Annotated in this window: 18 protein-coding genes; 11 read left to right on the top strand and 7 right to left on the bottom strand. The window is 42.6% G+C overall.

The genetic code is table 11. The features are described from left to right. Window positions 1-266 precede the first annotated feature (266 nt). Window positions 267-1,499 carry a tyrosine-type recombinase/integrase gene (locus tag ACJB0T_RS10070; protein WP_479290659.1) on the top strand — a complete coding sequence of 411 codons (1,233 nt, stop codon included), beginning with the start codon at window positions 267-269 and terminating at the stop codon, window positions 1,497-1,499. Window positions 1,500-1,614: 115 nt separating this feature from the next. Further along, the gene (locus ACJB0T_RS10065) at window positions 1,615-1,806 is read left to right on the top strand and encodes a helix-turn-helix transcriptional regulator (protein ID WP_479290658.1); all 192 of its coding nucleotides are present in this window, start codon (window positions 1,615-1,617) and stop codon (window positions 1,804-1,806) included. Between the two features lie 60 nt (window positions 1,807-1,866). Here the strand turns inward: ACJB0T_RS10065 and ACJB0T_RS10060 are convergent, their stop codons facing one another. After that, a complete protein-coding gene (locus ACJB0T_RS10060; RefSeq protein WP_479290657.1) occupies window positions 1,867-2,892 on the bottom strand; it encodes a hypothetical protein in 1,026 nt (341 codons plus the stop codon). A 398-nt stretch (window positions 2,893-3,290) separates the two neighbouring features. Between ACJB0T_RS10060 and ACJB0T_RS10055 the strand changes: the two genes are divergently transcribed. After that, window positions 3,291-3,947, top strand: a complete 657-nt coding sequence (locus tag ACJB0T_RS10055; RefSeq protein WP_479290656.1) for an inovirus Gp2 family protein — start codon at window positions 3,291-3,293, stop codon at window positions 3,945-3,947. Between the two features lie 36 nt (window positions 3,948-3,983). Here the strand turns inward: ACJB0T_RS10055 and ACJB0T_RS10050 are convergent, their stop codons facing one another. From ACJB0T_RS10050 to radC, 5 genes are all read right to left on the bottom strand, one after another. Then, window positions 3,984-4,700, bottom strand: a complete 717-nt coding sequence (locus ACJB0T_RS10050; RefSeq protein WP_479290655.1) for a lecithin retinol acyltransferase family protein — start codon at window positions 4,698-4,700, stop codon at window positions 3,984-3,986. An 18-nt stretch (window positions 4,701-4,718) separates the two neighbouring features. Further along, the gene (locus ACJB0T_RS10045; protein WP_479290654.1) at window positions 4,719-5,279 is read right to left on the bottom strand and encodes a tyrosine-type recombinase/integrase; all 561 of its coding nucleotides are present in this window, start codon (window positions 5,277-5,279) and stop codon (window positions 4,719-4,721) included. A 205-nt stretch (window positions 5,280-5,484) separates the two neighbouring features. Beyond that, window positions 5,485-5,922 (bottom strand): DUF2787 domain-containing protein, encoded by a 438-nt coding sequence (locus ACJB0T_RS10040; protein ID WP_479290653.1) that lies wholly within the window; start codon window positions 5,920-5,922, stop codon window positions 5,485-5,487. Between the two features lie 48 nt (window positions 5,923-5,970). Further along, window positions 5,971-6,426: a DUF2787 family protein gene (locus tag ACJB0T_RS10035; RefSeq protein WP_479290652.1), complete on the bottom strand. Its 456-nt coding sequence runs from the start codon at window positions 6,424-6,426 to the stop codon at window positions 5,971-5,973. Next, entirely contained in the window at window positions 6,423-6,890 is a 468-nt protein-coding gene (gene radC, locus ACJB0T_RS10030) for a RadC family protein (protein WP_479290651.1), read from the bottom strand. Before radC ends, ACJB0T_RS10035 begins: the two co-directional genes overlap by 4 nt. A 184-nt stretch (window positions 6,891-7,074) precedes the next feature. On the opposite strand from radC, the gene ACJB0T_RS10025 reads away from it, so the two are divergent. The 3 genes from ACJB0T_RS10025 (at window position 7,075) to ACJB0T_RS10015 (ending at window position 9,176) form a co-directional block, all read left to right on the top strand. After that, window positions 7,075-7,251, top strand: a complete 177-nt coding sequence (locus ACJB0T_RS10025) for an AlpA family transcriptional regulator (RefSeq protein ID WP_479290650.1) — start codon at window positions 7,075-7,077, stop codon at window positions 7,249-7,251. Between the two features lie 133 nt (window positions 7,252-7,384). Beyond that, window positions 7,385-7,507 (top strand): hypothetical protein, encoded by a 123-nt coding sequence (locus ACJB0T_RS10020; RefSeq protein ID WP_425652993.1) that lies wholly within the window; start codon window positions 7,385-7,387, stop codon window positions 7,505-7,507. 34 nt (window positions 7,508-7,541) lie between these two features. After that, window positions 7,542-9,176 (top strand): hypothetical protein, encoded by a 1,635-nt coding sequence (locus ACJB0T_RS10015; RefSeq protein WP_479290649.1) that lies wholly within the window; start codon window positions 7,542-7,544, stop codon window positions 9,174-9,176. A gap of 82 nt (window positions 9,177-9,258) precedes the next feature. Here ACJB0T_RS10015 and ACJB0T_RS10010 read toward each other — a convergent pair whose 3' ends face one another. Further along, window positions 9,259-10,122 (bottom strand): BrxR family helix-turn-helix transcriptional regulator, encoded by an 864-nt coding sequence (locus tag ACJB0T_RS10010; protein WP_479290648.1) that lies wholly within the window; start codon window positions 10,120-10,122, stop codon window positions 9,259-9,261. A 159-nt stretch (window positions 10,123-10,281) separates the two neighbouring features. Here ACJB0T_RS10010 and ACJB0T_RS10005 point away from each other — a divergent pair, with 159 nt between their 5' ends. Genes ACJB0T_RS10005 through ACJB0T_RS09985 form a run of 5 tightly spaced genes read left to right on the top strand, consistent with a single transcriptional unit; the run spans window position 10,282 to window position 17,972 of the window. After that, complete coding sequence (locus ACJB0T_RS10005; RefSeq protein ID WP_479290647.1) at window positions 10,282-13,767, top strand: hypothetical protein; 3,486 nt, start codon at window positions 10,282-10,284, stop codon at window positions 13,765-13,767. A 5-nt stretch (window positions 13,768-13,772) separates the two neighbouring features. Next, the gene (locus ACJB0T_RS10000) at window positions 13,773-15,743 is read left to right on the top strand and encodes a hypothetical protein (protein ID WP_479290646.1); all 1,971 of its coding nucleotides are present in this window, start codon (window positions 13,773-13,775) and stop codon (window positions 15,741-15,743) included. 33 nt (window positions 15,744-15,776) lie between these two features. Next, window positions 15,777-16,613 carry an HNH endonuclease gene (locus tag ACJB0T_RS09995; protein WP_479290645.1) on the top strand — a complete coding sequence of 279 codons (837 nt, stop codon included), beginning with the start codon at window positions 15,777-15,779 and terminating at the stop codon, window positions 16,611-16,613. Beyond that, window positions 16,610-17,011 carry a (deoxy)nucleoside triphosphate pyrophosphohydrolase gene (locus ACJB0T_RS09990; protein WP_479290644.1) on the top strand — a complete coding sequence of 134 codons (402 nt, stop codon included), beginning with the start codon at window positions 16,610-16,612 and terminating at the stop codon, window positions 17,009-17,011. The genes ACJB0T_RS09995 and ACJB0T_RS09990 overlap by 4 nt, the downstream gene beginning before the upstream one ends. A 25-nt stretch (window positions 17,012-17,036) precedes the next feature. Then, window positions 17,037-17,972 carry a DNA/RNA helicase domain-containing protein gene (locus ACJB0T_RS09985; protein WP_479290643.1) on the top strand — a complete coding sequence of 312 codons (936 nt, stop codon included), beginning with the start codon at window positions 17,037-17,039 and terminating at the stop codon, window positions 17,970-17,972. The last annotated feature ends 51 nt before the right edge of the window (window positions 17,973-18,023 follow it).

Here is an 18,023-nt window from a genome sequence, read left to right as displayed (position 1 = left end):
GATTATCAAAATCAATCAGTTACGATCCAGTAGCGTTCCATAATGTTCCACAAAAGCGTTTGTTTTTCGTAATACCTAAAGTAATACCCACGCTCACGAACTGATGCTAGTATTACTTTAGAGCACTAATTCAGGTATTACTTTGTTGTCAATTTCTCCATCGTCATGAGCTATAACTTCAATTAATTTAGATAGTTATCAGTCATAAGTAATACCCCGATTTTTCGGCTATTCAGCTTAGAGCAGGTATTACTTGAGGGATCAAAATGGCGAACAACCTAACAGCAAGGCAAGTCCAAACTGCAAAACCTAAAGATAAGCTCTATCGACTATCTGATGGTGGTAACCTCTACTTCTGTGTACGTCCCAGCAACTCTCGGTCTTGGCAGTTTCGCTACAAGCGTCCAGGTCAGGATAAAATCACCTATCTCTCTTTTGGTACCTATCCTGACATGTCACTCGCTGAGGCTCGCGAGAAAGCGCTTGAAGCAAGAAAGCTATTAGCTGATGGTATCGATCCCCAGTTAGCCAAAGCAGAGCAGAAAGCCAAAGCGATCACCGAGCAAAATGCGACATTTAAGTTTGTCGCCGAGCAATGGAAGGTGACTAAAGAAGGCCAGATAAAGGAGAAGACGCTGAATGGCAACTGGCGCAAGCTCGAACTCTATGCCTTTCCAAAGCTTGGTACTATTCCGGTAAGTAAGATCACGGCGCCCATTGCTATCGCTGCTTTACGGCCAACTGAGTCACAGGGCCTACTTGAAACCGTGAAACGTACTGCCCAGTTAATGAATGAGATCATGAACTACGCCGTAAATAGCGGAGTGATCCATGCCAATCCATTGTCAGGCATTCGTGATGTGTTTAAGAAACACAAAGTCGTTCACATGAAAGCACTACAACCACATGAAATGCATGAGCTTATTCGCACGGTTGCTACAGCCAATATCCAGCACGTCACGCGTTTTTTAATCGAATGGCAGCTCCATACCATGGTTCGTCCTAATGAAGCCTCTGGTGCTCGCTGGGAAGAGATTGATATGGATAATCAGTTGTGGATCATCCCGAAAGAGCGCATGAAGATGAACCGTGAACATGTCGTTCCTTTAACTACCCAAACTTTGGCTATCCTTGAGGCAATAAAACCGATTAGTGGCCATCGAGAATTCGTTTTTCCATCGAGCCGCAATCCTAAGGTACCTACTGATTCAGAGACCGCCAACAAAGCGCTTGGCAGAATGGGCTTTAAGGATAGAACGACGGCTCACGGCATGAGGGCACTCGCCAGTACTACCCTTAACGAAAAAGGTTTTGATGCTGATGTAATTGAAGCGGCGCTGGCTCACACCAATAAAAACCAAATTCGTAAAGCCTATAACAGGACAGACTACCTCGACTCTCGGCGCCAACTCATGTCTTGGTGGAGTGAGCATATCGAGAAATCGAGTTATGGAAGTTACAGTGTTACCGGTGGCAGTTACCTGCAGCAAGTTAACTAGTGGTTGGTTGTATGAGCGTTGGAGCGGCTCTAGTTGATGGCCAGTAGACATCGATACTAAATTTTCTCAGACATATGTCATCAGAGTGAAATCTACTTATTGATGAGGTGTCACAATGCCAAACAAACCGATTCGTTTAATCCGCCTAAAAGAAGTACTCGCGATGACTGGGTTATCCAGATCTGGTGTTTATCGCTCTATAGAAAAACAGCAGTTCCCTAAGCAGGTGTCGCTTGGTGATAGAGCTGTGGCCTGGGTTGAATCTGAGGTTCAAGCTTGGGTGATTGATAGGGTTGTCAGCCGATAGTACGTGTCTCAGAGATATTGGAGAGTAGGTAAGCTCTCCAATCCATTTATGGTGTAAAGCCTAACGATCAAATATTTCATCATATTCGCGATCTATTAGCTCTTTGATAAGAGCGTTAATTTTTTGGTCTTTCTTTTTTGCGAGCAAATCTAATCGTTTATTCGTTCTATCAGACATGGATATACTTCTGGATCTCGTGCCTTTATTTTTTGACTGGAATTTTCTTTGGCTCCAACCATTCCTAGCCTCTTTTAAAAGTAGCTTTGCAAATGTTAGGTCTATTAAACAAAGATAACAATATTCCGCATAAAGAATATAAAAGTAATCTTGTTCATTCACTGAGTCCCATGATAGTTGAATGTTAGGATATTTCTTTGCGTGGTATTCTTTAAACCATGATGTTTGTTCTGGCGTATCTATATCAAACCATTTGCTAAATGAAGAGCATTCATCTGTTTTCAATGCCTCTTTCCAGGCATCTGCTACTAGTGTCAAAATGTACTTTTGTCCTGCTAGATCAATCTCACTTTCTTTAAACGCAGTTTTAATACATTTGATTAGATCAGAAATTGTATTTGGTGTTAGTTGACGTTTTATAATTGATGGGATTCTAATTCGATCTCTATTTTCCAGGAAGTCGGGTAATCTAGGGAAAGTATTAGTTTTAATGAGTGGCTGGCGAGAGTGTTTTGGGTCTAATACAATACCTTCAATGTCCGTGATTTTGTCATCATACCGGCATGAGTTCAGATACAAAAACTGGTAGCAAAATGCACAAGATTTTGGGTTGTCTTCCATCCATTGGTAGTCGTCGTCTGATAACTGATGATCTTCTGAGAACTTGCTTTTAAGATGAGTGACCAGTGGATGTTTATCATCAAACTGGTTAGTTTTTTTACCTAGTTTATTGACTACTTCCGCTGCATCGGTATAGGACATAGCGAATAAGATGCCGCCTAAGTAACCTTCAGCGTCCCTCAAATTGTGAATGCGGTTGAGTTCCTCAACACAGCCAAACCCCAAAAGCAGATCTAACTCCCGAGCATAAAAGAAACCCTCTCTCCAACTACCTAGCTGTAAGTCCATTTGATTGTTCCCTCAACCCAAGTGCATCGTTAATATATGAATTTACACTAAATTAACGATAAATAACGTGTAATTATCACATAATTATTACGTAATTTTTAAGTAAGGTCTTTTCTTTCTCAATCCTCGCTTTATCAAGGATTTCTAGTGCAGGTGGGTGGTTTGTCATGTCTTTTGTTGGAACCGACAACTCCAGAGCGAATTACTCGGTGTTACGTATGTAATTTCGCAATTGCAATAGATGAGGGAATCTCGAGACGGAATCGCTTCGATAGTGTTGGTATAGTTATATACATAGCTCTTAGTGAACATACCCTAGTATGATCACGTCACGGTTTTATCAGCTAAATAATTAATGCAGCTCATTACCTATGAATGAAAAGCCATAGGTGACGAAAATGAACAAGAACCACTTCAAGGGACTACCCATCCAGGGGAATGTGAATGACTACAATGTAAGATACTTAGACCGGATGCTGGGCACGATTAATCGTGCCTGTGATGATGACAAGCGAGTGTATGCAGTTAGGGTAGACCTAAAGATACCACAAGCCCCCCAAGAGCTAGACTGCTTGAGTCGAGACGAGCCTGTTAACCACTGTCGATTCAGAGATAGACTTATCTCTAGATTTGTAGATTCACTTAAGGCAAAAATACAAGCAACAGACCAGAGGTATCGTAGAAATAACAAAAGGGTGTATTCGACAAGCGTGAGATATATTTGGTGTAGGGAAATGGATAGCTCGATAAATGACCATTATCATGTTGTTCTACTATTTAATAAAGATAGATTTCATAAATTAGGTGACTGGGATAGTAGGGTTGGTTTATCTGGGATGATTATTTCTTCATGGGCTAGCGCATTAGGGTTAGATTATACCAATACAATCGGTCTAGTACACTTCTCAGAAAATGGTGGTTATTATCTATATCGGGATAAGTATGAATTCACGAAGCAGTACTCTGACCTATTCTATCGGGTAAGCTATTTGGCAAAAAAAGAAACCAAGCACTATGGAGAGGGAAATAGAAACTTTGGTTGTAGTCTGAGATAATAAAATAGGCTAGGAGAAAACCTAGCCTTAACATAGTTAATCCCAAATGGCATTCCAACACTTAAAAACAACATACACAGGTGCAAACGCTGTTTCTATTACTGTCTCAGTGGTACCATAAATTAATTCTCCTGCAGCACCGACAATATCCCCATCACAGATTTTATCGGTGGTATTAGATATTGTTTTACCAGCGCCATTAATACAAGACTCAAGAGGTTTAGAGACCAAGTCGCCAGGGGTACCAATAACGGTGTTGACTCTATCTGGCAGTCCAAGAGTTTCACCTGCGGCCTTAGCAAGGGTAGAGCCGATGGTAACAATGCCAATAGGCCCTTTAGCTAGATCTGCCGCTCCACGTCCAAGAAGCCCTGCACGAGCCGCGATATGAGCGCTTACGTGATAGTTATCTGCCACTTGCGCTGATGTTAAGTGATCATCTAAGCAATAGTTAACGAAGTGCTCACAGTTGTTGGAAAGTACATTGTACCCGCTGTAACCCAGTTTGCTTCTAGCTTTATCAATGGCGCGCCTAGGGCAGCTTGCGTGGCGTTTAACGTTGATAGGTCCGCTATCACTGAAGTCATCGAGTAACTCACAGATGATCTCGTCAAGATGAGCGTTAAAGTGGATAACCTCTCCATCACCAATATAAAGACCGTGATGCTTGGCGTTGCCGTAACGAGTAAATTGTTCGCTGGTGTTGTTGCTGATATCGACCACTAGGTGATCGCCAGGTTGTAAGTGTTCCATGATAGAACCTCTCTTAAGTTACAGTTCGAGTGATACGAAGTCTTTGTCGACTTCATCTTGAGTGATACCGATATAACGAAGCGTCACGCTTTCAGAGCTATGGCGTAACATCTTCATTACTCGCCCAAGATCTTTGGTGGATTGGTAGAGGAAGTAACCTCTTGTTTTGCGCATGGAGTGAGTACCAAGTGCGATATTGAGCTCTTGCCCAACTTGATGAAAGGCCATCGACACCGCACGCCGAGAAATCGGCTGTGGTGGTCTATGCTTCAACTGTTGGCATCGATACGATTGGAATAGATAAATATGGTTAGGGTGCCTTTCCCGAACCTTGGCAATGTGTTCACGTGCTTTGGTGTTGAGTGGGATATTGGCTAACTTACCGGTTTTGCTTTCACGGATGATAAGACGGTCATCGTGGATGTCTTCAAAACGGATAGAGAGTAAATCCGATATCCGCAGTGCCAGATTTAATCCAATGTGCCAAACGTCAGCCATTTGCGGGTTGCAGCGTATACTTAGAAGATGACCTATCAGACGGATAGTATCGTCATCCTTTATTGCTTGGACCTCAGACATAGCCTGCTTCCTTTTTTTGTCTGTAGAAGGGTGTTTTGGGAAGCACAGAGAGGCCGACACCGCCAAACCCGTATGTAGCAAGGGCTTGAAGCTTCCCGTTTTACCAATATGGGAAGCAGCGATATCAGCGCTCACGTGTGCCAGTGAAGAATGCTTTTTGAACGTGGTTTGGGTTGGTTTGTTGTCGTGATGGTTGAGTAGGGATTTAGTGGCTACTGACTTTGATTTCGTCGTAGGCGTCCATGTCGACATAAGCGACAAAGTTGCTTTGCCACAATTCGTACAGTTCAGCTATTAAGGGTTCACGTATACTTTGCCATCCCCCGTAGCGAGAAAATGCCATTCCATTGCCGATATCAAAATCGACATCTCTCTCCAGCTCTGGGTAGGGACCACCGCAATAACTAAAGTCGGTAATGTACATAATTGAGTAATGCCCACCTTCGAGCTTTTGCAGTGCTATCTCGACAGGGTGAAAGCCTCCATTAGCAGCGCTGTAGCTTTTATCGCGAAAATTAAGGGTGATGTGATTACCCAAACCTTCATGGTGCTGGTTCAGCGCTTGGGCTAGACATTTTTGAAATCCCTTTGATACTGGTAGGCATGAAGGGGCAAAACTAATCGTTGATGTTTTTACAGGCATAGGGCCTCCTAGCACCGCTTAACGGCGCCTTATGTTGGTGTGATGGATTTAAGCTGTGGTTTGGGCTGGCTGGTTGATTGTTGAGATAGCGAAAGAATCAAAGCCTCCAGTGCGGAAAACCTTAAGCAATGCACGTTGCCATGAATGGAACAGCCCTATCACTTCTGGTCGGTTCAGTTCACACCGCTCAATATCAGGTTGATAGAACCATTGGTGATTGAAGTTAAAGTAGAGCTCGACTTCTAATTCCGAGCTTGAGTCGTCAGGAAAGGCGAAGCTCGTCATGGTGGTAATCTTCCAAACTTGACTGTTGTCTAGCCTCGTTAAGTGGACCTCTAAAGGGTGAGGCCCTTTCTTCTTGGCGTGATAAGCAGAATGACGGAAGTTCAGCGAAATGCGCCTGGTGTGCTCGGGAAGGGCGGCTAGGCTTATTGACGCGACTAAATACTGCTGTAGCTCTGGTAATAAAGATACACAGCCATATTTCGCAATAATGCTTTTCATATCCAGCCTCTTTCTGCAAAAGAGACACAATCTTCACCGACCACGATATGATCGAGTACTCGAACATCAATGAGTGACAAAGCATCGCTGAGCCTTGTGGTAATGCGTCTATCAGCGCTCGATGGCTCTGGGTCACCCGATGGGTGGTTGTGGGCAAATATCACAGCACCAGCATTGGCATTAAGCGCGGCTTTAACCACCTCTCTTGGATATACACTTGCCGCATCGATAGTGCCAAAGAACAGCTCCTCAAATCGTATCAACTGGTGTTGGTTATCAAGCAGCATCAGAGCAAACACTTCTCGATCGTATGACCCTAGCTTGAGCTTCAAATACTCCTTTACGTTGTTTGGATTGGTAAATGTCCCTTCACGTTTGTACTTCTGCGCAAGGGCTTCTGCTGCTGTTTCAAGTAACTCATTTAAGCTCGATGGCTGGTGGGGTGGATAGTGCGTTGTTCGCATGGCATGCCTCCTAAAGTGAACAGTGGTATCGATTCACGGTGATGACATATATCTGAAAGACTTTTGAATGAAGGGTGTGGTGTGCGAGTAGAGGCGGTATGGTGCCTTTGAGCTTCAACGAAACGTTCTGAGTAAAAATTTAATGGCGGACTCCTGTTATGACGAATAGCAAGGAGAACAACCCATGAGATTTCTAAAACTAAAAGAAGTAATGGAAAAAACAGCATTAAGCCGTTCAGCGATTTACCGAAAAATGAATGATGGTGAGTTTCCAAAATCCATCAGTTTAGGTGATAGGGCCGTGGCTTGGGTAGAAGGTGAGGTCGATGAGTGGATGGAGGCATGCTTGATAGGGCGTTAACTGGCTACCTACCGCCAGATAATATTGTTACTTGAAGAACACGTCGCTAAAAAGCAGGTATTTGAATTATGTCCTAGAGGATAGTCTTTGAGATGTACTGCAAATGTGCAGTTCTAATCAAAGGAGATACATTATGACAAAAAGCAAAGGTAGTCGCGGTCCATCAAGCCACTCTGGTCCAGGAGGAAACTGGCCGTCAACAACAGGTAATAAATCAGGTGGTGGACGCGGGGTGGCTACTCCCAAGAAAGGATAATTAGAAGTTAGGAGAGGGCCTGGAACCAGGCCCTTTGATTGAAATGAAAGAACTACACTACCGTTTTCCAACTATAGGAGAGGTTGTTCGAGAGCTTTTCAATGCTGCCGGTATCCTCCCTCAGAAGAACGATGAAACTTCGGTTGTTGGAGGCGAGAAACACAAAAAGACTATACAGAAAAGTCTTGCGCGGTTAGCGAGAGAGAGCTCTAAGATTGATAACCAATTAGAGGACTTATTAAGTGTTTTCGGTGAAATAGTGTTCGAGTTAGTGGATGACCCTCGAGTAACATTGGCCATAATGGCGTCAATCGAAGATGCTTTGGACCAATATAGAGACCTTGTCCGCCTCGATGGAACATATCTGTCTTTTCCCGAGACAATTAAATGGGTAGTTCAGCATCGCTTAATAGATAGGGTATTAACTTCATTATTTAAAAACTCGTTGGCGTTCGACGTTAATGCATCAGGTTTATCATTACCTGAAGACAAGTTTTGGTGGTTGCCTGATGTGAACTTTGACGCCAAGGGAGCAGCAGTTCAGTTTCCAATAACAAAAGTGTGGCAGTGGATATATAGCTCTCAGGGGTTATCACAGATAAGGTTTCACAATCCGGCGCAGGGTGATATTTCATATCAGACAAACAAGCAATTGGTAGAAAAATATAAGCGTTATGAACGGAACCTTGAAAATGCACAAAGGTGGACCTCAGACCAGCAGCTACCTAGTACGCATGCTCTCAGTAAAGCGCTGAATGATTCAATCGAAGCTTTGGCCGAGACTAATGATGAAAGATTTAGTAGAGATGTTACTCCAAATCAGATTAGTGCTTATCGAGTAGGACTCTTGCTGGGGCGATTTACAACATATTGCTTTAAGTCTGTTCAAAGCGCTTATGGCGATGATTATTTGTATCAACTCGTTATCGGTTTTAAGAAACAGTACCGTAGGTTTGATAGAGAGACATGCCACTATAGGGTGTTGGTGCAAGAGCGTGTAAACAATATGGACGTTCTGGCGCTTGAACGACAAGACTATTGGTATAGTGCGGTAATGGAGTTGTGGTGGCTTAGGGCTGATAAAATTAAATGGGGATCCCAAGGCATCAACTATAACATCGACAGCAAAGGCACTAGCCGCATCGCGCAGTTCAGGAAGTTGATAGCTCATATTGGGCCTGTCATGACTTATAGCTTAGTGAAGCATCACGAGAATCCGACTAACGACTTGGTGTCTAGTGATTTTCCTCGGTTGCTGGATGAAGGGCTTAAACTCAAGAGAAAAGCAACGTCATTAAGCGAGATTGATGAGTATAGGAATAGAGTCGAAACCGCTGAGCTGGGTAGAGTGCTCGGCTGGTTGGTGGAATGGTGTAAAGCTATTTTCCACTATAGAAATGAAGATTATCAAAGTGCACATCCTCATTTTAAACGAGCCTTTTCTTCAGCACGTTATTCGGCAGGGCAGGAGCAATACTTGCTTGTTAATCAATATATTGAAAGCAGTGCTAAAGCCGATAATTACAGAGAGTTCAAAAAAGCTGTTGCGTGGGCAAATTATCTTGGAATCAAGGTTCGTTGGTTGCGAGGAATGGAAGACCCTGAGTCGGAAGATAGTTTGCGTACAGTATATGCGTTAATGAATACTGCACGGTACTGGCAGTTGTGATAATAAAAATGTAGTCCGACTCTAGAGGAAGAAAGTCTTTCGGGGTATAAAATTCGGAAGTATCTCCTCCTCTTACTTAGCTTTATTCCATCGTGAAACCTGGTCCAAGTGTTTGTATAGATTCAATACCCTCAACTTCATGCCGGTTCATCAGCTGTAGACTAAATATGTTCGGAGGAAGAATGCCATTAACAGAGCAATCGACTCGTAGGTCATTGAGAACATAACCAGCGAGAGCGGCATTTGTAGGAATGTTTCGCATTGGTTTCCCATCCATCTCTAACTCCCAGATTAGGTTCTTACCATTTTCATGTTGACTATGAGGGGCTACGCTTAAAATTATGGGCGTTTGCCATTCTAAATCTTGCTCTGGAAGTATGTAATGGGCACAACCATCATGTGTTGCAGAAACAAATCGACTGATTCTAAATGAGCGGCCTCCACCTAGACCGTTATTTGCTTCTGAGTCCCACCCTCTGACATGCCAAGCTTCCAAACTGAAGAAGACTGTATGAGGGGAAAATATTCGAGTCTTTTTTCCTCTAGAGGAATTGTATTCAACCATTAAAGGAAGCTCTGCCACAATTGCTCGGGTAATGTGAGAAAGAGTCTCTACAGAGATATTTTCAATAATTCTAGCTGAACTTTGGACACCGTAAGTTTCCGTTTCTATTTGAGTCTCTTCTTTCCCCCATGCAAACAAGCGTAGAGCGGAAAAAGCGTCATGATAGAACTTAGGTTGGAAAGTGATTGTTCGGATGTAACACCTACGTCCCACATCAAATTGGATATTCTCAGGAAATTTTTCTCGGTACTGATTAAACGCTCGACTTGAAGTGGCTATGGATATCTCACCATGCTTCATTAGGTCAGAGCGATTAACTTTGCCGTAAAACATGAGATAGAAGTCAATTAATCTGAGTCGTTTATTTTGTATTGTATCCATGTCAATTTGCCTATGGTTATCATATTTACCTGTATTAATTTACTCTATCGAATCAATTGATTCTAGTGTAGTATTAAAATTAGATAGACTTGATGCTGGTTATTTGAGTGTGAAGTGTTTTTGGTACGAGCATAAGAGCTAATTGATAGGGTTTCGTGTATGAGTGCATTGCTTAAAACTTATTTGGAAATTGCAGGTCCTGGTGCATGTATGTCTGATGAGGGCTTTTTGGCTCTAGTCGATGCGCAGACTGGTCTGGGTAAGACTTACCAAGCTACAGAGCTTCAACTCGAACACCTGAAAGCGGACTCCAAGAAAACTCTGATTTACACAACTAACTTGAGAATTAATGTAAAGGAAGCATATGAAGAGCTACTTAAACGGATTGATAATAATAAGTCATTGTGTAAAAACCGTAAGGCATCTCTAAAACGCAATGTCATTTTGATCCAAGCTCAGGATACTTGCATAAAAGACCTATCCATTGATGATTGGGCCACGGTTTTTGAAATCTTAGATGTTCGTGAGCGTCGGGAGATTAAAAAGTTACTTGATAAGATAGAGCTGCTAGAACAGGCCAAAAGTAGCAGCAGTGCTTCAGTATTTGATGATGAACTTCGCACTAGATACGGAACTGTTTTTACATCACTTAGAGCCTACCTTAGAGACAAATATGGCTGGGATACAAAAACAGACCATATTTTAAATCGTATTTTTCCTGCTCGATTAATAGATCCAGAACAAACGCAGGTACTTTTTCTTACGACATCAAAACTGCTGTATCCATGGCATGCAATTCATCGTACATACAGAATTAGCGATTTTCTTGACAACTCACTATTGATACTTGATGAATTCGACCGTCAGCAAAGTGAATTTTTAACTCATCTGATAAATGCAGTTTCAGATTACGACATCATTGCGTTGACTCGTAAGTTTTACTCGAGTTTTGACAGCTTCAAGATCCAAGGTTCGCCAGAGTTTGGCGGGGTGGATAAGTGTTTTGACCATTTTCGTATAGCACTGAAAGATCACAAGCAAAAATGGAAAATACACTATAGGCCATTTATAACAAATGCGACTATTCAAAAAGGGAGTGAAAACCAAAACCGTATTTTTACTCTATTGTCTGACCGAATGTCGATTCATGCCATCAACTTTAAGCATGAGGATCTACGATCGAACATCAATCATCTAAAGGGTAGTCACGAAATTGGGCCAACTGGAAAAGAAAGTACTATTCAATTTGTCAATAATGGTGCCCAGTTAGTTCGAACCTTTTGCAACGGTATGTTGAGTGCCATCCTCACGCTTAAAAAGAATCTGGAAGACTCTAATGAGCCGAGATCTTACACAACCGAAAATTTGGTTGAGAAAATACTGAACAATCTTGGTTTGGTTGAATTGACCAACAGCATTATGTCTTTGATATCTGCACGTTTAAGCTTCAAAGTTCAAAATGAATACAAATCTTATAGTTTCCATGATAGTGGTTATGAAATTGCTAATATTTCTAAGTTCAGCGAGACGGACAATACAGCTATAGCAACGACTTTCGACTTGGCGCTAACTTCAACAGGGCTGTTAGCACATTGGGTTTTTGCTGGCGCCAAAGTTTTGGGTATCAGTGCGACAGCCACTAGCGAAACGGCCATTCATAATTTTGACCTTAAGTATTTAGAGGATGTGTTATCTGATAGGTTAATTCGGCTCAACGAATCACAGAAGTCAGCGATTCAGGACGAATACTACGCAAAGCGCAGATATACGGAAAATGGAATCAACATTGATGTAACAGGTATATCTCAGCGAGTTGATTGGGGTGGTGTTGGGTTGCTGTATCAAGAGTTTAAAGGAACAACATATTTTCCTCAGTTATTGGAGATGGAGCTGTGCCAACTCTTGGGGGTTGATAAGCCTACAGATCTATCTTTCGCGCTAAGTAGGGTGGATAAGCTGGTTGACTCCATCAAACGATTCTCAGAGCATCCAAGTAATCGATATCACTTCTGCATGCTCAACAAAAGTTACAGGAGCAGAGAGTTTTTTGAGTTCATGGCCTTTGTCGGGGAAAAGTTCGATGTCACGATTTTCGAGAACATAAATGCTGCGTCATTTAGAAATGAACAGTTTCAAGGTGTATTGGAATTGTTGGAAGGTACGGATAAGAAAGTAGCAGTAATCACAAACTATCAGGCAACAGGTGCTGGATTATCTCCATCTTACGAGGTTCCGAACGGGCATGATCTTGTTTATATCGGTCCAGAGGGCAGTGAGCCAATACAAAATAAGACAGACATAGATTCTATATATTTGGAGCAACCAAAAAGCCTGATAGGAAGCCATCTACATGACAACCTATCAACAGCAGAACGAGAACTAGCCATTAAGAAAAATATTCATGATGCCTTAATGCTGCATGAAAAAGGAATTATTGTTGCCAACGAGGTCAAGGGGCAGTTGAAATGGTTTATCTCTTCTAAAGTAAACGGAAGAGCGGTTGGTTCGATGATTAAGACATATAAAGGGAGTGAGGATTATCGATATGCTGTGTATCGGTTCATAGAGCAGGCGCTTGGAAGAATGTGTCGAACAGAGTGGAAACAGAAAGAGATCTCAATCATGTACGACGCAGAAGCAGATTTTATCGAAGCTTTAGCCAAAGATAGCCGTGATCTTTCCTATCTGTCTTATGAGTATCAAGAGTTGATCACGGAAGTGAAAAAGAAACATCGAGTGTTTGCAGAGGAAAAACAGCGTATTTCATATCACCCTAAAGCATCTCGCAACTATGCTCACATTCAAAGGCTTATAACCAGTGTGTATGAACATCAGAACCCCAATGCGATAGGTCAGTATGAAAGATTAAGGTACTGGATGCTAAAGAAGCCTGCTATGGATCAAGCTCCAGTAGGTGAAGAGGTTCGTTACTATATTGAACCTAAAGAGAGCCTAGGCAGATATCAATACCAAATCCAATACTCAGACGAAAAAGGTATTACGGAAATATTCGTTGATCCAGCCGATGTCGCTGGTTTACGTGAGGTTTCGGAAGTCTCGGCACGTTTGTCTATCTTATTAAAAAATCCTTTGGTCGCAGCGCACTTTAATGAGAACCATTTTGCAGGTTCATTCAGTGATGGCAAATATGTTCTGGCTCCAGCCATGTTTGATTTATACATGGGCGCTGTGGGCGAGGAGGCAGTCTCTGCTGTACTAAAGCATTTTGAGTATGAGATACAAGGTATGCCAGAGGGCTGTATTGAATGGTTTGATGGTTATCTAGCAGTTGGTAACAGAATTCTGTTGGTTGATGTAAAGCATTGGGATCTGAATATTGGGTGCTTGATATACGACAATACACTTCAGAAGTGTCAGGCTAAGTTATTAGAAATCAGAAGTAACCCTCCTCAAGAGTTTGAAGATAAGGTTATCCAGGCGCTATACATCAATACGATTTATGACGATAAGTCGGGTGTGGTTACTCGCAAATTTTCTGAAGAAAACGAAATGTTCGTAGAGCATGCAATAGCGCCTGATGCTGATGTTATCGAAATCCCAGGAATTATTGACAGCGTGTCGGGCTCGAACAACGTTCCGCCAATGACCCAATTACTAGAACTACTCAACCAATTTTCGGAGTGAAGAAGATGAGCCGAAGTTTAACCACCCTTATTGACCTAACCTTTGATTTTGAAGCGTTGAATCAAAAGTACGTCATTTACAAAGTGTCATTGGACAAAAGTATGGGAAAGGTAGATTACGCAAAGCAACTTAGCATCGTGGAGCGAGCTTCGATGCCTAAGGCGCTTATAAAGCACTCTGGTTATTATTGGATATTGCGTGATAAGAAAGACAAAAGTAAACCAGAATCGGCAGACATTGCGTTTGAGCAAGTGAGATTTGAAAATTGTGATCAGTTGCTATTGGGGCGACTTTTTGTACGAGCTTTAGGTAAGGTCGCGCCAAATCAGTTCTTTTCTGGGCTTGGCGACACGTTTCTTTTTGTCGAACCAGATAAATTCTTCGAACATACGGTTTATAAATGCTTAAAGTTTGAACTTAAAGAGAGCGTACGTTTTAACTCATTATTTATATCCATGGATGGGACCACCTTTTCTCCAATAGAAACGGTATTCAAGCCGGATGGCTATATTGAAAAACAGCCTAAGTATGAATTTGACTTGGAGAGTGGGCTATTGCGCCGCAACCCTAAGGGCAACCTTATGGTGTATAGTCCAGGAAAGAAAAAGTTCACCACTAATGCAATTGATATTTCTGGCCAAGAGCCAGTATCGCTTCATAAGACAAAAACTGGCGCCATATATCAATTTGTAGACCTGATGAATAAGCATTTTTCAGGCTGCTTATCTATTCAATTAAGGTCTATCGAAGCCAGTTGGCGTCAGCATTACAAAAAGAGCGATATAGACAAGGTATACAAGAGAATCTATGAAGTTATCGATGGTGCTGGTGGACTGCAAGTTTTAAATGCTTCTTTGAAAAACAATGGTTTTGAAAAGCTGCAATCCCAGGATTGGCCCGTAAAGGTTGAATTTATCGAGGCCTCTGATATTGAAGGTAGAAAACCATTACTTGTAGTCTTAGATAGTGCTGAAGAGTATGAAAAGGCAGGGCTACCAGATCCCAAAGCTGGTTTTTATGCATCAGATAGAGTTACCCAGAGTGTCTATAACTCAACGATTTCTTCTGTGCGCCCAAAACCGAAAGGAAATGAGCTGAGCCCAATTATTGATACCGTTGTAAAAGAAATGGCGATTAAGCAAGAGTGTTTACAGGGCCAATTTCTCATTCAAGAGTTAAAAGGAGCTTACTGGTTCGTTGAAAAGGAAGAACCTAAGTATCGCGACCAGGAGCCAGTTTACCATATTTTGAAGTGTGAGAACGGCTGCTTCCACTATGAACTCCGAGATGAGTACTATTTTGACGAGCTAGGTATCGAACTACCTGAAAAGCAGCGTTATTTCGAAACGCTGAACTATGTAATAGACATGTCGCAGTTACCTCATCAAATCTGTACCATTGTTCATGAAGAAATAGCCGCTATACCGGATGCCGAAAAGCTCTTTGAAGTACTTGAACATCTAAAGAGGGGTAACCAACGAGGAATAAGTCGTGAGTTTATCGATCATTATCTTTCAAATGCTACCTACTTGAAAGATCCAATACATGACAAGCTCAAGTCCATGTTGGAGACACATACGCTGCAGGAAGAGTTTTATAAAGAAGATCTTAAAGCAGCCAAGATTGGGTACCGCTCGACCGCTGAACAAGCACTGATTGATGGCTATTTTGAAGAGACTGGCGTGATGCTTAATTACTCGTTGAAAGGTGGACATAACGAGTACCTTGAAGCACTAACGGGGCACTTCTACGATGCCGAGCACTCTGCTTATTTTGTTGGTAGTGAAAAAGGTGGTTTTAAGTTTAGCCGAGGGCAGTTCAATCATATTAGGTATCTAGAAGGTCCTGATGAACTAAAGCAACTTTGTTTGGATTTAACGAAGAGCTACTTTGTGCGCAATAAACTAGCGACAGTCAAACCCTTCCCATTTAAGTACTTATCTGAATGTCGAGAAGGTAAGAAATGGCAGAAGTGAGTATTGTTCAGTAACAAATTTGAGGGAAAGTTGATGGTCTATGATACGTCACTCGTCCAGGGCGCAAAGTTAAACAACACAGAGCTATGCGAAGTATTCGGTTGCAGCCCGCAAGGTGGGATGCGTCGCTCGCATAAAACCAATACATTGATCATTGTATCGAACCACATCAAGTCTATTTATGATGATCGGTGGGTAGGTGATGTTCTCCACTATACAGGCATGGGTTCTAAAGGCGATCAAAGCCTAACGTTTCAGCAGAATAAAACGCTAGCTGAATCGAGAACCAATGGCGTCGCTGTTCACTTATTTGAGGTGTTTAAGGACCAAGAATACACCTATGTTGGCGAAGTCGCTCTCGACGGTGAACCGTACTCGGAAACGCAAGATGATGAACAAGGTAATCCACGGAAGGCATATATATTCCCTCTAAAGCTTGTAACGGGTGAGCGCCAGGTTAGAAAAGAAGATCGAGATAACGTTGAGAGCGCCCGAGTTCGTAAGGCCAAGAGGTTGACTCTTGAAGAGCTTCAGTCCTTAGCCGCTAAAGGTGGAAAAACCGCTACACGTTACCAACAGCAATCCACTAGCTATGAGCGAAATATTTGGGTAGCAGAATTGGCTAAACGCCTCGCTAAAGGTCAGTGCCAACTTTGTCTACAGCCGGCGCCATTTAAAAATGCGAAAGGCGAGCCTTATCTCGAGACTCACCATATCGTTTGGCTTTCCAAAGGCGGAGACGATACGGCTGAAAACACAGTCGCATTGTGCCCAAATTGCCACAAGAAAATGCACATCGTAGATGACGGAAAGGATGTTGAGGTTTTAAAATCTCGTAGCAATAAATTGTTAGAAGAGCTAAATCAATGAGTAAGAAACACACTGAAGTCGTTGCGGCTGTACTGAAAAATGAAGGCGAATTCCTAGCCGTACAAAGAGCGCCATCAAAGTTGGATTATGTTAGCCAAAAATGGGAGTTCCCAGGCGGTAAGGTCGAGAGTGGTGAAACGCTTGCAGCGGCAATTACCAGAGAATTAGATGAAGAGCTAAGAATCACCGTTAATGACCCCAAGTTTTTGCTAACTATAGAGCATAGCTATCCAGATTTTGACATCACTATGCACTGTTTTGTCATTGAAGTCCCAACACGCGAACTTGAGCTTACAGAGCATATTGACTCTCGTTGGTTATCCAAAGACCAACTTTGGGAAGTCGATTGGGCCGCAGCTGATGTGCCAGCAGTCGATAAGCTAATCACAACGCTCTAGATAAAGGCTAAGAGGTTAAGATTAAATGGATTTAAAAGCAGGCTGGGATGGAACCTGGCAACAATTCTTAACGACGGATAAAGGGAGCTTTTTAAAAGCGCTCATCGCTTTTCACGATGGCCTGCAGTGGACTGAAGAGCTTGATCCTGCTCAGCACTCTGCCTGGGAAACAGAATACGATGTAATGAGATCAACGCTTGAGTACGCCATCGCTGAAACACAGGTCGAGCCTAATACTTGCTGGATAGCGTTTGAACAGGAGCTGGTGGGCGAGGGTGGTAAACGCGCTGCTGATGTTAACCTGGTGACCCCGAGTGGGGATCTTTTCGTCGTTGAGTTCAAGCACAAGACTGAGGCGTCAGAATACGAAATAATCCGCGCTAACTCTGATTTACAAACCATGCAACGTTTTCACAGTGAATCCATTGATTTAGTAGGTCACGGCTTTGTGGTACTCACCAAACCTGGTGCTAAGCCGTTCCAACACCCAAACCTTGTGTGTGACATCGCAGATGATGGTCTGGCTCCCCAGTTAGCTTCACAGCTTATAACGTCATTAAGTAAACCTAGTTACTATAATGTACTCCAGTGGGTAAAAGGTGAGTTTTATCGCCAGCCAAGCATATTGCATGGCACTGCTCAGGTCTTTTTCGACGCTAAAATACCTACGCTAAAAACCTCGGCCGGTGAAAATATTGACCAGGCACGTGCGGCACTGTTAAAGCTTTATCAGCATGCTAGGGATAAGCAGCAAAGATATGTTGTTGTCGTTCATGGACGCCCTGGTGCCGGTAAGACTCTACTGGGCATTAGTTCTGTTGCGGAAATTTCACGTAGTGAGAGCGCAAAGCAGAGTGAACCTATTTTTCTTTCTGGCAATGGACCTCTCGTTCAAGTGCTACAACATACGTTAGAGTACAGTGGAAAACAGCTAGGCAATCGGATTGTAGATAAGGTGTGAGCTTACGGCAACATAGCTCAACTTAATCATTTAACTCTGATTTACTGAGTG

The organism is Vibrio sp. CB1-5 (genome assembly GCF_059412285.1).
Note: the sequence above shows the minus strand (reverse complement) of the source record. Positions and strands in the feature narration are given on the sequence as shown.

What these genes read in the sequence shown, in the direction of transcription:
- ACJB0T_RS10040 (WP_479290653.1), bottom strand. Translation starts at nt 5,922, where the DNA reads ATGCCTGTAAAAACATCAACGATTAGTTTTGCCCCTTCATGCCTACCA.
- ACJB0T_RS09995 (WP_479290645.1), top strand. Translation starts at nt 15,777, where the DNA reads ATGGTCTATGATACGTCACTCGTCCAGGGCGCAAAGTTAAACAACACA.
- ACJB0T_RS10045 (WP_479290654.1), bottom strand. Translation starts at nt 5,279, where the DNA reads ATGTCTGAGGTCCAAGCAATAAAGGATGACGATACTATCCGTCTGATA.
- ACJB0T_RS10060 (WP_479290657.1), bottom strand. Translation starts at nt 2,892, where the DNA reads ATGGACTTACAGCTAGGTAGTTGGAGAGAGGGTTTCTTTTATGCTCGG.
- ACJB0T_RS09990 (WP_479290644.1), top strand. Translation starts at nt 16,610, where the DNA reads ATGAGTAAGAAACACACTGAAGTCGTTGCGGCTGTACTGAAAAATGAA.
- ACJB0T_RS10070 (WP_479290659.1), top strand. Translation starts at nt 267, where the DNA reads ATGGCGAACAACCTAACAGCAAGGCAAGTCCAAACTGCAAAACCTAAA.
- ACJB0T_RS09985 (WP_479290643.1), top strand. Translation starts at nt 17,037, where the DNA reads ATGGATTTAAAAGCAGGCTGGGATGGAACCTGGCAACAATTCTTAACG.
- ACJB0T_RS10055 (WP_479290656.1), top strand. Translation starts at nt 3,291, where the DNA reads ATGAACAAGAACCACTTCAAGGGACTACCCATCCAGGGGAATGTGAAT.
- ACJB0T_RS10020 (WP_425652993.1), top strand. Translation starts at nt 7,385, where the DNA reads ATGACAAAAAGCAAAGGTAGTCGCGGTCCATCAAGCCACTCTGGTCCA.
- ACJB0T_RS10035 (WP_479290652.1), bottom strand. Translation starts at nt 6,426, where the DNA reads ATGAAAAGCATTATTGCGAAATATGGCTGTGTATCTTTATTACCAGAG.
- ACJB0T_RS10005 (WP_479290647.1), top strand. Translation starts at nt 10,282, where the DNA reads ATGAGTGCATTGCTTAAAACTTATTTGGAAATTGCAGGTCCTGGTGCA.
- ACJB0T_RS10000 (WP_479290646.1), top strand. Translation starts at nt 13,773, where the DNA reads ATGAGCCGAAGTTTAACCACCCTTATTGACCTAACCTTTGATTTTGAA.
- ACJB0T_RS10065 (WP_479290658.1), top strand. Translation starts at nt 1,615, where the DNA reads ATGCCAAACAAACCGATTCGTTTAATCCGCCTAAAAGAAGTACTCGCG.
- ACJB0T_RS10025 (WP_479290650.1), top strand. Translation starts at nt 7,075, where the DNA reads ATGAGATTTCTAAAACTAAAAGAAGTAATGGAAAAAACAGCATTAAGC.
- ACJB0T_RS10010 (WP_479290648.1), bottom strand. Translation starts at nt 10,122, where the DNA reads ATGGATACAATACAAAATAAACGACTCAGATTAATTGACTTCTATCTC.
- ACJB0T_RS10050 (WP_479290655.1), bottom strand. Translation starts at nt 4,700, where the DNA reads ATGGAACACTTACAACCTGGCGATCACCTAGTGGTCGATATCAGCAAC.
- radC (WP_479290651.1), bottom strand. Translation starts at nt 6,890, where the DNA reads ATGCGAACAACGCACTATCCACCCCACCAGCCATCGAGCTTAAATGAG.